The 15,635-nt window shown below is 37.4% G+C and carries 12 protein-coding genes; 4 read left to right on the forward strand and 8 right to left on the reverse strand.

Going from position 1 to position 15,635, the window contains the following annotated elements; translation table 11 throughout:
* Nucleotides 1-32: 32 nt before the first annotated feature.
* Both REB14_RS01925 and REB14_RS01930 read left to right on the forward strand, forming a co-directional pair.
* Nucleotides 33-2,855, forward strand: a complete 2,823-nt coding sequence (locus REB14_RS01925; RefSeq protein WP_079242018.1) for a T9SS type B sorting domain-containing protein — start codon at nucleotides 33-35, stop codon at nucleotides 2,853-2,855.
* Between the two features lie 27 nt (nucleotides 2,856-2,882).
* Nucleotides 2,883-3,320, forward strand: a complete 438-nt coding sequence (locus REB14_RS01930) for a hypothetical protein (protein ID WP_309521339.1) — start codon at nucleotides 2,883-2,885, stop codon at nucleotides 3,318-3,320.
* An 88-nt stretch (nucleotides 3,321-3,408) separates the two neighbouring features.
* Here the strand turns inward: REB14_RS01930 and REB14_RS01935 are convergent, their stop codons facing one another.
* Nucleotides 3,409-4,848, reverse strand: coding sequence for a helix-turn-helix transcriptional regulator (locus tag REB14_RS01935; protein ID WP_309521340.1), 1,440 nt, complete (start codon nucleotides 4,846-4,848; stop codon nucleotides 3,409-3,411).
* Nucleotides 4,849-5,680: 832 nt separating this feature from the next.
* Here REB14_RS01935 and REB14_RS01940 point away from each other — a divergent pair.
* A complete protein-coding gene (locus REB14_RS01940; RefSeq protein ID WP_309521341.1) occupies nucleotides 5,681-8,683 on the forward strand; it encodes a reprolysin-like metallopeptidase in 3,003 nt (1,000 codons plus the stop codon).
* A 352-nt stretch (nucleotides 8,684-9,035) separates the two neighbouring features.
* On the forward strand, nucleotides 9,036-10,271 hold the full coding sequence (locus REB14_RS01945) for a PKD domain-containing protein (RefSeq protein ID WP_309521342.1): 1,236 nt from the start codon (nucleotides 9,036-9,038) through the stop codon (nucleotides 10,269-10,271).
* A 100-nt stretch (nucleotides 10,272-10,371) separates the two neighbouring features.
* Here the strand turns inward: REB14_RS01945 and REB14_RS01950 are convergent, their stop codons facing one another.
* The 7 genes from REB14_RS01950 to REB14_RS01980 all read right to left on the reverse strand — a co-directional run bounded on the left by REB14_RS01950 (nucleotide 10,372) and on the right by REB14_RS01980 (nucleotide 15,588).
* On the reverse strand, nucleotides 10,372-11,538 hold the full coding sequence (locus REB14_RS01950; protein ID WP_079242023.1) for an iron-containing alcohol dehydrogenase: 1,167 nt from the start codon (nucleotides 11,536-11,538) through the stop codon (nucleotides 10,372-10,374).
* Nucleotides 11,539-11,605: 67 nt separating this feature from the next.
* Nucleotides 11,606-12,481: a helix-turn-helix domain-containing protein gene (locus REB14_RS01955; protein WP_309521343.1), complete on the reverse strand. Its 876-nt coding sequence runs from the start codon at nucleotides 12,479-12,481 to the stop codon at nucleotides 11,606-11,608.
* A gap of 159 nt (nucleotides 12,482-12,640) precedes the next feature.
* Nucleotides 12,641-13,048, reverse strand: a complete 408-nt coding sequence (locus tag REB14_RS01960) for a DoxX family protein (protein ID WP_309521344.1) — start codon at nucleotides 13,046-13,048, stop codon at nucleotides 12,641-12,643.
* Nucleotides 13,049-13,111: 63 nt separating this feature from the next.
* Nucleotides 13,112-13,537, reverse strand: a complete 426-nt coding sequence (locus REB14_RS01965) for a nuclear transport factor 2 family protein (protein WP_309521345.1) — start codon at nucleotides 13,535-13,537, stop codon at nucleotides 13,112-13,114.
* 9 nt (nucleotides 13,538-13,546) lie between these two features.
* On the reverse strand, nucleotides 13,547-14,299 hold the full coding sequence (locus REB14_RS01970; RefSeq protein WP_309521346.1) for an SDR family oxidoreductase: 753 nt from the start codon (nucleotides 14,297-14,299) through the stop codon (nucleotides 13,547-13,549).
* 37 nt (nucleotides 14,300-14,336) lie between these two features.
* The gene (locus REB14_RS01975) at nucleotides 14,337-14,822 is read right to left on the reverse strand and encodes a DUF1097 domain-containing protein (RefSeq protein WP_079242027.1); all 486 of its coding nucleotides are present in this window, start codon (nucleotides 14,820-14,822) and stop codon (nucleotides 14,337-14,339) included.
* 25 nt (nucleotides 14,823-14,847) lie between these two features.
* On the reverse strand, nucleotides 14,848-15,588 hold the full coding sequence (locus REB14_RS01980) for an SDR family oxidoreductase (RefSeq protein ID WP_309521347.1): 741 nt from the start codon (nucleotides 15,586-15,588) through the stop codon (nucleotides 14,848-14,850).
* Between the last annotated feature and the right edge of the window lie 47 nt (nucleotides 15,589-15,635).

A 15,635-nucleotide genomic window follows, 5' to 3' on the forward strand; every position in this document is an offset into this window, starting at 1 on the left:
TTTCAATTTTTAGAATCAAAATTTAGTAATTCATGAAAAACATCATACTCAGTTTATTATTCATTATCTTGGGCATTCAGATTTCGGCACAAAGAGATACAGATCACTGGTTTGCTCCTTATTATGCCTCCACAAGTTACACACAGGCATTATACCTTTCTACAGATTCCGCAACCCCTTTTGTTGTTACAATTAACAATAACAATACTCCGATTGGCACTGTCACAATCAGCAAAAATGCCCCACAAACCTTTGTTGTACCCATTTCTGCTATCGCCGCCAATGTTACATCAGACGCTTATAGTGTTATCACGAAAGGGTTACATCTACAAGGGACAAAGCCGTTCTACTGCTCATTAAGAATAGTAAGCAACACTACACACGCCGAAATCATCACCAGTAAAGGGAAAGCCGGGATTGGTAAGGAATTTTACGTAGCCGGAACTCCTACAACCTCATCACTTACCGGATATAATTTTACAGCAGGAATACTGGCCACTGAAAACAATACCGTAGTAACCGCTACATGGAGTGGAAACGTAACGTTCTTTGGAGCAGCACCAGCCACCAATACTCAGACCATTACACTTAATAAGGGACAGTCTTTTATTTTTGCAGGAGGTCCCGGAACGGGAGGTCAAAATCAGTCTGCTTTTATCGGAGCTAAAATTGTTTCTGACAAACCCATTACGCTTACCAACGGAAATGTAAATGGAAATTTTGGAAATAATACCGGATCTGGCTCTGATGCCATCCTTGATCAATCTGTACCTACAGAAAGGCTTGGAAGTACTTTTGCCATGGTAAGAACCAGATCTTCCGCTGATGATCTGGAAGGAGGTATCATTATTGGAACGGAAGACCATACCCAAATATTCATCAATGGTTCCAACACTCCTATTGCCACCATAAACAGTGGTGATTTTTACAGGATCACTGGGAACAATTATGTACAGCAGGGGAATTCAGGGCATTTTAATATGTTTATTACGACTTCAAAAAATGTCTATTTATATCAATTGGTTTCAGTAAATAACAGCAGTGCTACCTGTGGTTACAACTATATTCCACCATTGAACTGTTTTTTACCCCGAAAAATTGATGAAATCGGAAAGATTAATGAAATGCCTACCGGAACAGGTACCACAAGCACTGTCCCGAATGGAACTATAGTAAAGCTGAATATTTTAACTGAAGCCGGAGCCAATGTAATGGTAAACGGAGCTCCGCCACTCGCTTCAGAAGGCCCTTTTCCGCTAACAGGAAATAGCAGCTGGGTAACGTATGCCATCCCCTCTATCACCGGAAATGTAACAGTTATTTCGGATAAAGCGGTAACCGCAGGGATTAATGGAGGATACAGTACTTCCGGATATGGAGGATATTTTGCCGGGTTCTCCTCTATCCCATTAATTGCAAAACAGACAGGAGAATGTATTCCTGGTATTGTACTTGAAGTGGATGACAGCTATGATACTTACCAGTGGTTTTTGAATGGAAACCCTATTACAGGAGCCAATGCGAATACTTATACTCCGTTGGTTTCCGGAAATTATACCGTAAAAATAGCAGTAGGATCATGTACGCCGGCCATCACTCCGGTTTACAAAGTATTCACATGTCTTGAAGAGTCTACCAAAGCAATGACTGTCTGCGAAGGGTATCAGTCTATAGTACCTCAGTTTACCAATTCTACTCAAAGCTATGTTCCCGGCACGGTAACAATTCTTACACCTCCGGCAAACGGTACAGCAACCATCGATCCGGCAGGAGTAATTACTTATGTTCCTAATTTCGGTTATATGGGTACAGACACTATTGTTTATAAGTTTTGTGGAAACAATCCTGACTTTACAGATTGTGAGCAGGTAACTTTAACGTTAACGGTTTCCGAAAGCCCAATTGTTAAAGATGCAGCCTTAAGGTCATGTTTTGAGCCTTCCAATCCTGTCCTTGGCATATTTAATTTAACCTCAGCAGGAGTGAATGTACAGCCGGGAACAATTAAACAATATTATCCTTCTCCTGCCGATGCCCACAGTGGAACCAATGAAATCCTGAACCCAGCCAGTTATATTGCTCCTGACGGAGTGGTTTACATTAAGGTAAGCAATGCCAACGGATGTTACAGAATTGCAGAGGTTACGCTTACGGTTATTCCTCCTACCTACTCGGAGGTACTAAAGGATAAAATTATCTGTATGGAAAATACCACCACACTGGATGCCGGCCCCGGATATACTTCTTATCTATGGAGTACTGGAGCAACAACACCATCCATCAGCAATGTGGGAGTGGGAACTTATTGGGTAGATCTGAAAACGAGAGAATGTACTACAAGACAAACCGTAAAGGTTTATCCATCAGAAAATCCTGTAATTTCAGATATTAACATCAGCAATAATACGGTTACCTTAACTGCAATTGGAGGAACAACACCTTATCAGTATTCGATGGATAATATCAACTGGCAGAATGAAAATGCATTTACCAATGTTCCGCGCGGAAGCAATACTTTTTATGTAAAAGACGGTTATAACTGTACTCCTGTAGAGGTAGAAATTACAGTTCCTAATCTTATTAATATCATTACGCCTAATGGTGATGGAATAAATGATGTACTGGACTATTCTGCTTTGGCAGGGAAACCCAATTTCACATTCAGTATTTATGACCGATATGGAAGCAAAATTCACGAAGGAAGCAAATTAAACAGCTATCAATGGGATGGCAGCATTGGCGGCAAGAAAGTATCTACCGGAAACTACTGGTTTGATATGGGCTGGAATGAGACCAACAAAAAACAGACTCCGATAAAATATACGGGATGGATTATGGTAAAAAACAGAAATTAATCAAACTTTTAAACCTCTATTTTAAGTATGAAAAAGCTATTATATATTTTCCTTATATTATTTTCCGCAGTACTTTTTGCTCAAAAAAACAGTAATGTAAGGTTTGCAGTGTACAATAATGTCATCGGAACTTCCAGTATGTTTGATCTTTATAAAAGCAGTATTGAAAAGACAACTATTTTTAAAACCAAAGCCCATTTACCTTCTCATTTAAAGAAGTTTGATTATCTGGCTGACAAAGGTTTAATAGAAATTAAGTTTAAAAAAAATGCAGGCTTTCCCGATAGTTTATCTCTGGAAATGCTGAATGAGCAGAACAATCTTCCAAAGGACAGAACTGTGTTTATTGAAGGTTATCCGTTCAATGATACCACAACCCTGGTCTACAATGATATGATCAGCAATATTGAGCTTATAGATTCCAACGGACAGAAAAACATCCATATTTCAACAATAAGAAATTAATTACTGATATGAATCGGAAGTTAATTTAAAAGCTGAGACTATTTCGAAATGAAATAGTCTCTTTTGTTTTTCACTATATTCGTAATCTTTATTTCAATAGTTTTGAAAACCAGACATAAATATCCATATTACCAGGAATATCCAGTTTTTTTCGCAGATTGTATTTTTTGGTCTGGACTGTTCGTACTGAAGTAAATGTATATTCGGCAATATCTTTGGTAGAAAAATTCAGGTATATATAGGCACAAAACCTGATTTCTGAAGTTTTTAACGGAGAAACCTTCAGAAGCTCCTCTGAAAAGCGGGGACAGTATTCATTGAATCGGGTTAAGAATTCAGAGCTGTTTTCTTTGGCAAGCTGTATGACTTCTTTAAAAATACTTTCCTGAGCTGGTGACTGATGGGGCATATCAATCTTATCCAGACTTTTACTTTTGTGTTTTCTGTAGTAATAGAGGAAAAGAAAAATAAAAAGAATACATACTGCAATACTTCCTGATAAAATAAAAAAAAGTTTTTTTGATTCTTTCTTAATGTTGGTTGTTTCTATTTCACTCTGTTTATCAACAGCATCATTCAACATTTGATTTTGCTCACTGTTCGATGCTTCTATCTTCAATAACCATTGAGAATAATAGCTGAGACTATCTTTTTGCCCAAGGTCCTCATACAAACTTTTCAGTTCTTCCGCTACAGCAATTTGATAATTTTCACTTTTATAATAATTATTGGCAATATTTTTACAAATCCATAAATAATGCTGAGCCTGCTCAATATTTTTTACCGCCCTAAAATAACGCGCAGCATAAAAAGCCGTAATATACTGTATACCAATATCATCAATTTTCTTTTCATTCCGGAGAGCTTCATCAATATAGATTTTTGCAGAATCCATTTTATGAAGATCTGTATATGCTCCCGCAAGATAAGCAGAAGTTTTATAGCTGTTACTCAGCCTGTTTTTGTCTATTCTATAAAGGTTACCTTTATTTTCTCTATAAATTTTGGAATATTTGTAAGCGATTCTGGAATATTTTAGCGCCAGTTCTTTTTTATTCTGATCACCATATTTACTTGCATACTGCCGATTGATCAGATAAATAAAATAGGCATTACCCGTTTTCATGGTCTCATCATAGATTTCATCCAATTGTTTTAAAGAGGCTACCCTTTCATTCAATTTCTGGTATAAAAAAGATTTTTGAATATGAAGGTAAAATATGACTTCAAAATCTGTATCCGAGCTAATAAGGTTCTCCTTTTCTACTTTATCTATATAATAAAAAGACTTCTTGAAATCATTCATTCTGTCATAGATATTCGCAATCTTGAGATATCCTAATGCAACACAGTCATTATAAGAGTTTTTTCGGCACACCGCAATAAGGCTGTCAATTTTTTTTATTTCTTTTGGCCCGGCGGTAGAAAATTCGATGTCAAAGATGATATTCTTAAATTGCTTCTCCGTATGCTGTGAATAAAAAAAAGAAAAGATAAAGAAAAAGAAAAAAGACAAATTTTTCACCATACTCCACTATAATTAAAAATACAATATTACTACTACACCGCCCTACATTACGCAAAATACATACGTATTACATACACAAATCAATAAAAACGCAATAAAATATTATTTACTTTATAAAATTAGCAATTAATTTTGAATACCGGAATATTATTTTAAGGCTCAAAAAAAATTGTTCAATCCTCATTTATTCACGATAAAATTTTGCTCGCTAGGAATATTAACCTTCTGTTTTTCAGAAACTGCTAGGTAGGTAAGGTTTAATACTATTTCAAAAATATATTTCTAAATAATTAGTTTTTCTTAATCATCCTTAGTAGCGTACCTGCAGCATAGACAAAGTCTGTAGGTACTTTTTAAAAGAATACATTGTACAGATAATATCAGCTGATACAATTCGAATACTTTACCAATATTCCCAGAGATGAAGTCAAAGTATAAAAAACGGATACAATTGCACTCCCGGAGAAATGAATTGTACACTCCCTAATATCATTACTCCAAATGACTCTGGTATTAATAATTATATTGACAATTCTTGCTATACATATTGAACAGATTAAGGATATCTTTTTTGAACTCTTCCTCAGTATGATGTGAAAGAAAATACAACATAAAAAAAATAGTTTTTTTAGTCGCAACCACTCAAATATAAAATACAATATCAACACTAAAAAACTCCCGAGTAAACAAAATCACATACGTATTACGTACACAATTTAACAAAATCATAAAATATCATTGTTTGCAATACAAAATTAGCAATTACTTTTGAAGACCCGAATTTTTATATTCATTCTTCGCAATACCACTATTTAAATACCTAATTTTTAAAATGAGAAAAACTCTATTATCATTATTTTTGATTTCTGGTTTCTGTCTTTCCAATGCCCAAAGATGGGAAACCTCTTCACAAAAAGTGTCTGAGATCAGAAGAGAGGTAAAAATCAAGTATGCTTACAAAACTGATATTAATGCTTTAATACACTTATTAAAAAACGCTGAGGAAACCGGCGCAAATGCAAGAGCAGTAACGATTCAATTACCGACAGCAGAAGGAGCCATAGAAAGCTTTGCAGTGTACAGCAATCCTGTGATGGAAAAATCTTTGGCTGAAAAATATGGATTAGGATCTTATGTAGGAGTGGGAATTGATGACCCATCCAAATATGTAAGATTCAGTACATCTCCTACAGAAATACAGTCAATGATTATTAAAGACGGTGTTTTTCAGTTTATAGAACCGATTACAACAGATAAAAAGACCTATGGTGTATTCTATAAAACAGAAAGAACAGAGTCTGAGCATGGCTTTAGCTGCAGCATGGAAGGTAAAAAAGGACTGGACATCAAATCTTTAAAGAATTCCGGAAAAAATAAACTTGCCGGAATCAATATTACCGGAAGACCGGCTGCCTCAAGATACAGAACCTACAGACTTGCCTTGTCTGCAACGGGAGAATATACAACCCTTTTTGGAGGGGTTGCAGGAGCACTTGCCCAGATGAATAATACCATGACCAGGGTAAACGGTGTTTTTGAAAAAGAATTTGCGATTCATTTGAATATACAAAACCTTCCCAATATCATTTATGCCAATCCTGCCAATGATCCTTATACAAACGATTTGAATGGCCAGCTGCAACAAACCTTAACGGCTCAGGTAGGTAATGATAATTATGATATCGGACATGTTTTTAATGCGGCAGGAGGAAATGGAAATGCAGGCTGTATAGGCTGCATATGTACCGACCCAACAGCAGCGGAACCGCTAGGAAAAGGTTCTGCATTTACACAGAATGGCAACCCTGTGGGAGATACCTTTGATATTGATTATGTAGCCCATGAGATGGGGCACCAGCTTGGAGGTAATCATACATTTTCGACTGTTACAGAAGGCTCAGGAGTCAATATAGAACCTGGCGGAGGAACAACCATCATGGCCTATGCAGGAATCACAGCCAATAATGTTCAGATGAACAGTGATGCTTATTTCCACTATTCATCCATCAATCAAATTCTTACCAATCTTGAAGGTAAAGTGGGGTGCGGTGTAGCAGAAAATATCGCTAACAATAATGCACCAGCTATTACTCCGCTTATTTCCTATAATATTCCTAAAGGGACAGCCTATTATCTGGATGCCAATGCAGTTGATGCAGATGGAAATCAGTTTACCTATAACTGGGAACAGTATGACAGCGTAGGCTCAACGAGTTCCATCTCAGGAGACAGCGGCTGGGGATTCAATCCTGAGGGTTCACTTACCCGTTCTTTTCCTGCAGTGGCTTCCGGAAGAAGATATTTCCCGAGCCTGCCTGTAGTGATGAGTGGGAAACTGACCAATAAAGATACATGGGAAACAGTTTCCTATATTCCCAGAGTGTTACATTACGCTGTAACTGTACGTGATAATAATCCAAACAGACCCTTAACTATTTCTGCAGAAAATACAGTAACCGTTGGAAATGACGGACCTTTTAAATTCAAAGGATTAACTCCTTCTACTACGCTTTATAATAATGCAAACAATACCATTTCATGGGATGTTGCCAATACCAACCTCGCCCCATACAACACAGCCAATGTAAAGATTGAATATACAACCGATCTGAATAACGGAGCAGCATGGACAGAACTGGTAGCTTCAACTCCGAATGACGGAAGTTTTGAAATACAAATGCCTGCTGCGCTTCAGGGAAATATTAAACTGCGAATTTCAGCGGTAGGAAATATATTTTATGCGGTTTCTCCTACACTGACTGTAGGAAATGCTCCGGCTTCTTCAAACAATCCACCAACGGGGCTTGCTGCGTTCGACAATGATATATTAAAAACCTCAGCAACTGTTTCATGGAATCATGTACCGGGAGCAACCTATTCTGTGAATTACAGAAAAACAGGAGGAGCAAACTGGTCCAATGCTGCCAGTCCGGTTAGTTCTGTGTTATTAAATAATCTTGAAGATGAGACCTCTTATGAAGTTCGTGTAGCATCTGTGATTAATAATGTTCCCGGGGCATTTTCATCTGTATATAATTTTAAAACCAAAGGATTACGCACCGGATATGACTACTGCCTGATGACTACAGGAGGAAACACGACAAACAGCCCGTATTTCAGCGGAATATTAAGAGTGACTTTAGCCAATGTGGATTTAGCTGGAAACGGGACAACCGTTCAGCACGCTTATAAAGATTATTCGGAAGATCCTGCCAGACTGATTCAGCTTACTCAGGGTGCGCAATACAATATGAACTATATTGTGTATGCTAACCGTGCCGGAGGAAACTTTCAGGATTGGGTACAGGTGTGGATTGATTACAACAGAAACGGAGTATTTGAAGCTTCAGAAAGAGTAGGCATTAACGGAGCTGTTCCCAATGCCAATAAAAGACACCAGGGAAGTTTTGCATTTACAGTCCCAGCTGATGCTTATAATGGCGACAAAACATTAAGAATGAGAGTTGCCAGTGGTTTTTACAATGCTTCAGTTGATGCGTGTACAAGCCCATCTTTAGATGATAATGGTGACCTGTTCTCCCGTGGCTCAGTATGGGATTTTTCTGTAAAGATCAATGCGGCACTTGGGATTAAAGAATCAGCTCAATCCTCATCTGATATCGAAATTTATCCTAATCCTGCAGATACATTTATAGAAGTGAAAAACCTGAAAGGTAAAGCTGTCTACAAAATTTACAGTGCAGACGGAAGACTTGTTCAGGAAGGGCAACCGGACGGAAAAAGAATCAATGTTGCGTCATTGATCAAAGGAATGTACGTCATCACCATAAAGGATGATAAGACGACTTATAATACAAAATTAATCAAGAAATAGTTGTAATAATTAGTGTACCGTACCTGCAGGTATTACAGATGACCCGCAGGTACTTTTCCAAATTTATTTTAAAAAGATAAAACCCAGTCATTAACTCATAATAAAGCAAAAATCTCTAACAAAGTAAATAAACTAACATTTTCATTTAAACACCTTTTAATCTTGTGCCTGCAGTATAGATTGGGTTTCCTGCAGGTACTTTTTAAAGCGTTTAATAATAAAAACAGATAAAGAAAAGTATAATTCTATATTGATAAAAAAACATTTTTAATCATCGTTTGTATTGTGTACCTGCATAATAAGTGGTTGTTTGCAGGTACCTTTTTTACATAAGAATCTAAAAAAATATGATATGCTAAAAAAACTACTTCTTCTGATATGTACTGGTTTTTCAGTCTTATCTTTCTGTCAATCTGATGAGGTTCTGTTTATAGGAAACAGTGTCACGTATTTTAATGACATGCCTGAAATTTTCAAAAATATAGCTGCTTCAAAAGGAAAGAATGTTTCCATAACAACCCATACGCCGGGAGGAACCGGATTTGTTAATCACGTAGATGATCCTGCACTGTACCAAAAAATAAAATCAAAAAACTATAAGTATGTTATCATGCAGCCCGGTACTGGTGAATCTGCAGGTCATTCTTATCCTGTTTCCGTGACAGCAGAGCGTGGCCGCAAAATCAGGGATTCCATCCGAAAATACAGCCCATGTTCCAAAATATTCTTATATGAAATTCCGTATGGAGTACCCTCTGCTAATGAATATAATGTATATTTTACTTTTCAGCAGAAAATAAAGGACTCCATTACTAAGATGTCTAACCTGATGCAGGTAGAAATGGTTCCTGCCGGAGAATCAGCAAGGCAGTATTACACTTCATCGCAGGATCTGGCTCTTCATGGATCGTATAATGATATTCATCCGGGGCCGAAAGGAAGTTACCTTGTAGCAGCTTCTATGTATTCTGCGGTTTTCCAGGATCATGTTTTCCCTTCTGCATTTTATAACGGACTGCCTCAAAACACTGCTGAAAATTTTCAGGAGATTGCTGATCAGGTCTTTTTTAATAATCCTGCACAATGGAACAGCAATGCGTTTCATCTTCATTCGGATTTTATCGCAGGAATTAATGGAACCACTGTGAATTTCACCAATCATTCCGCCAATTACACTTCAATATTATGGAGTTTTGGTGATGGTACCACAGATTCCTCATCAGATCCGGCTCATCATTATGCCTCTCCCGGAAGTTATACCGTCACCCTGACAGTTAATAAAAATACCTGTTCAGAAACGTTAAGTAAGGTTATTACTATCGGTTCTCTGGGAACTGCAGATCTTGCCATTGAGTCCGAGCTTACCTTTTACCCTAATCCGGTCACCGATTTTTGTTACCTGAAAAGTAAAGGAAAAATAAAGAATATCATCATTTATGATATAGCTCAAAGGAAGCTTGCCGATTGGAAAAACCTGAATGTTTTTGATCTCAAAATAGATTTTTCAACGTATGAAAAAGGAGCTTACATGATGAGTATTCTATATGAAAATGATCGTAGGGAAAACATTAAAATCATGGTCAAATAATTAAATAACTGAAGAAAGAGAACTCAGATTGAGTTCTCTTTCTTTTTACCATATAAATAGTGTATTTCTAGATATCAACACATTGAAGTGTTATCAAATCTTATCCTGCAACAACTTCCTCTGCATATACAGCACCTTCATAACAGGCATTGTAAATTGCTTTCAGTTCCTCTAAAACAGGCACTCTCGGATTGAAACCTGTACAAGGGTCTGCTAAAGCGTTGGCTGCAATATAGTCAAGGTTTTTCTCCCAATCTTCTTTTGAAATTCCGAAATCTTTGATCGCTGAATGATTGTTAACTTCAGAACGTAGTGTCTCAATAGCCTGAGCCAGTTCTTCGGTAGTTTCTTTCCCAATTACTCTTGCCAGATCAGGATAACGTTCTGTAGCCAGAGCATTGTAACGGATCACATTCGGAAGAAAAATAGCATTTGAAGCTCCGTGAGGAATTCCATACAGCGCTCCTACCTGATGAGAAAGAGAGTGAACAATTCCCAACCATGCATTATTGAAGGCTAAACCAGCCATAAATGATGCATCATGCATATTCTGACGGGCCTGAATATTATTTGGGTTTTCTACGGCTTCTTTAAGGTTATCAAAAACAATCTCTAAACCACCTTTAGATAAGGCATCTGCAATATTGTTATCAATATTGGAGACATAGGCCTCCACACAATGTGTCAGAGCATCAAGCCCTGTATTGGAAGTTACATGTGCCGGCATTGAAGCGCAGATTTCCCCATCAATAATAGCAATATCCGGTGTTAATTCATAAGAAACCACAGGATATTTTACGCCTTTCTCTCTATCCGTAATCACCGCAAGCCCCGTAGTTTCCGTTCCCGTACCACTGGTAGAAGGAATAGCAATAAACTTTGCTTTATTTCTCAAAACGGGAACTGTGAAAGGTTTAATCAAAGCATCAAATTCCACCTCAGGATATTCGTAAAATACCCACATAATTTTTGCAGCATCAATGGCGGAGCAGCCACCTAAACCGATAATCCAGTCAGGTTGGAAAGTATTCATCACCTCTGCACCTTTCAGACAGGTTGCTGATGATGGGTCTTCTTCTACCCCTTCGAAAATCTGTGTTTCGATTCCTGCTTCATGAAGATAGGCTATCGCTTTATCAAGGGTTCCGCTTTTTCTCATGGAACTCCCTCCTGTTACAATAACTGCTTTTTTTCCTTTGATATTTTTTAATTCATCAAGACTTCCTGCACCATGGAAGACTTCGCCTGCAATAAATAATTTGCTCATTTTTCTTATCTGATTTTAATGATACAAAATTAGATAAGCCTTCACAAGCCCTGTTATACAAACGAGACTATACGTTATACATTTGCACCAGTTCCTGTTGAAGTTCTGTGGGAGTTTCTTTGAGTTTTGCTTTTACAAATTTATTGAGGGCAGATGGAGAATTAAATCCCAAATCAAAAGCAATTTCCTTATGGGAAAGATCTGAAAACATCAGCTGCCGTTTAATTTCCGTTAAAATACGGTTATGGATAGCCTGAATAGCAGTCTCTCCACAATGTTTTTTGGTAATAGAGTTTAGCTTTTTGGAAGTAATGGCCAGTTCTTCTGCATAGTACTGAACCGTTCTGTGTTGTTTATAATGTTCATTCAACAGCTTTTTAAATCTTACATACAGGGGTTGATCTGCTGTTTTTTCATGCAGAACCGGATGCAGTCCGTGAATCGATTCAATAAGTCCGAGAAGGACAATTTTAATGTAAAATCTGGCCTGTTCTTTCTTTATAAGGGTTGGCTGTTCGTAAATTTCTTTGATGATTGAAGTGTTGCATAAGCTTTGTTCAAAGTCTTCCCGTGAAAGTATTGTACAGTTAAGCTGTGTAGAAAGATTAACATTATAGGTACTTAGTTCATTTTTCAGAATATCAGAACAAAACAATATTTCTTCAAACAAAATAATCTTCCCGATGAGATCTTCGCTGGAGGCTGCCACAAAATTTACCTGTTCCGGAAATATCACAGAGATTTTTCCCGCTTTTATCCAATGAATTTTATCTTCAATACAAACCTGAAGTTTTCCCTCTTCTACAATAAAAATACAAAAATGGTCTTTTTTGTGAGGTTTTGCATATTGGGCCAAATGGTCTTTATTCAAATCAAAAACCCGGAAAGACAGATTTTTATCTTCCTGTTTCTGAATATTTTTTTTAATCTCCAGTTTCTTCATAGTTCCTTTTACCGCAGCAAAGTTAGGATTAAAAAAAGTTATACGTCTATCTGCCCTAAATAAAAAGCCCCTAAATAGGAGCTTTTTGTAAACTTAGAGTTAAATTGTTCTCTTATATTAATCCAGCTTATCAGCTAATGATTTGCATGGACAAATTAATCACTCTGCTTTCTTCATGAATTCATCCAGGCTGTATATCCCAGGACCGGTAAAAAACAGGAGTAAGGAGCTGCTAAAAAATAAGAGGGCAATTTCTCCTCTGAAGGTGGTTACATCTCCATGCTGAACCAAGATAAACGCAACCAAAGTATTGAATGCAATTACAAAAGAAGCGATTTTCGTTTTGAAACCTAATAATAAAAGTAACGCACAAAAAACATCGGAAAAAGCAGCAAACAAAAGCCCCGGTAATTTTCCTATATGCAAAGGGTCAGCAATTTTCGAGAGCATTTCAGAGAAGTGAAACAGTTTTTCATGCCCATGATTTATATAAAGAATCATACTGATCATCATCCTGAAGAAGAATAAGCCTTTGTCTCTGTTAAAAAAAATCGTGATCTTTTTCATAGTTCATTCCATACAAATAGAAACTCCCAAACAATGTATTGAGAGAGAGTTTCTCATGAGTTTTTAATTATCTGTCTGCCCTATTTCAAGCTTGTTTATTTTCCCATCTTTATTAAAATGGAATTTAAAATAGGCTTTAAAATCTCCGTATTTATCACTGTGGAATGCTCCATACACTGAGTTTCCGTTATCCTCCACTTTATCAATGCTTACGAAATTTTCAATAAGAATGGCATGGGTTGAAAATTCTTTCAGATCTCTTGGGTTACCATCGTCAAGCAATACCGCATCTTTTGCAAAAAGAGAGATCCATTTTTCTATATCATTTGCCTGGAAGGCTTCAATAGCCTGTTTTACTTTTATATTTATAATTTTCGAAGTATCCATACTCTTTATTTTTTTGTGTTGATGGTTTTGATACCGCTGTCCACAAGCATTCAGACTGCAAGCCATCATCAATACCATACTTAATAATTTAAAAATATTCATAGTAGTATTTTACTGATTAGCTCCGCCATTGACTAATAAATGCTGCCCGTTCACAAATGAAGAAAGATCACTGGCAAAGAATTCGGCAATATTGGCTACATCTTCTACTTCCGCCAGTCTTCCCATCGGACAGCTGTCAATCAGGGATTTTCTCAATTCAGGATAGCTTCCTTCTTCGGCAAAAATTCCCGAATGATCTACAGCGAAAGGGATAATCGTGTTTACAGTTACTCCACGATGCCCAATTTCTTTTGATAACACATCTACCAGATACCTTGGGGTGGTTTTACTTCCTCCATATACTGCCATACCCGGCACAGGAAAAGCTGTGGTACTGGATGCTACATAAATAATGCGTCCATTGTCTTCTACATTCAAAGCTGCCTGCTGCATGGTAAAATAAGCCCCTTTGGTATTGATGGAGAAAAGTCTGTCAAACTGTTCTTCCGTGAACTGCGTTACTGGAGTTTCCACCATTTCAATTCCGGCATTGGCAACAACGATATCTATTTTCCCAAAAGCTTTTTTTGCTTCATCAAAAAGATAGTGTATTTCAGATACTTTGCTCACATCTGCCTGAACGGAAATAACCTTTCTTCCCATAGCTTTGATATTGCTTTCTACCTCATCTGTGGAAGCTTTGTCACGGGAATAATTTAATATGATATCTGCACCCAGCGCAGCATAACGTTCTGCAATAGCTTTTCCCAAACCTCTTCCTGAGCCGGTAATAACGGCTACTTTATTTTGTAATGAATTCATTTTTTTAAATTTTAATAATGATTGTGTGTAATAGTTGTTATTGAACAGTTGATTTTGATGTCTGTCTTTCATGAATCATATCAACTACCTTATTGTTCAGCCAGGCAAATAGAAATCCTGCTAAAATGGGTATTAATAAGTTGAGTACAGGCAATGGTTCCAGTGGAGGGTGAACTCCAAACAGGATGATTAAGCCCAGAAACCAGGCAGGAATGTTGTTCAGTTTTTTTGTTCCCGCAAAGTAGGCTAATGATCCAATGTACAGGAAAACAGCCAAAGGAAAGCCTAACCCTCCGATCAGCTGCTGCAATCCGCCTGCAGTAACCTGTATCAGAATTGCCATCATCATTCCCAGTACAATCTGTAAAAGTGCCCAAAGTGAGGTTTCTATCTTTTTACCGAAAATATAGAAACTGACCCAGGCTACAAACATCACCCATGTAGGCCACTGCATCGAAAAGGAAACAGTAACGGCAACCGCTCCGAAAAATCCGAAAGCAACTGCTATTGGTAAAGTCTTCATAATGTAATAGTATTGGTGTATGATATTAAGCCATAGCCCCATTGGCTCCAATCGTTTGTCCGCTGATCCATTTGGCATCATCACCAGCCAGAAAGACAACAATTTTGGCAATATCAGCAGGTTCTCCCAAACGGTTAAAAGCATTTAAAGAAGCCAGTCTGTCTATTACTTCCTGAGGTTTTCCTTCTGTAAACAATGCGGTGTTAGTAGGTCCCGGAAGTATTGCATTCACATTGATTCCTCTGCTTCCCACTTCTTTAGCGAATACTCGGGTTAGCTGTTCTACAGCTCCTTTGGTAGCTACATAAGTTCCATACGTTGGCATCATCACTCTCGTAGTTGTTGAAGAGAAATTAATAATACTTCCGTTATCAGCAAGCTGGGTTGCTGCTTCTCTTAAAGTATTAAATGTTCCCCTTACATTGATGTCGAACTGACGTGAAAAGTCTTCATCAGTAGTATCTTTGATCAATTTGGTAATCATGATTCCTGCATTATTAACCAATACATCGATTTTTCCATAATGGCTGATCGCCTGATCAAATAATTGCTTTACAGCTTCTGAATTACTTACATCTGCCTGGATTGCAATAGCGTCACCTCCTTTATCTTTTATAGAAGCGACAACCTGTTCTGCGGCATCTTTTCCGCCTGCGTAGTTAACGATTACTTTTGCTCCCGTTGAAGCTAACTGTTGAGCGATTTCAGCTCCGATTCCTCTTGACGCTCCGGTCACAAGGATTACTTTGTTGTTTAATGTACTCATATTACTTTGTTTTTATCAATGTTAATTTGATAGGACAAAGTTGATAC

The sequence above is a fragment of the Chryseobacterium metallicongregator genome (genome assembly GCF_031324065.1).
Lineage (GTDB): Bacteria > Bacteroidota > Bacteroidia > Flavobacteriales > Weeksellaceae > Chryseobacterium > Chryseobacterium metallicongregator.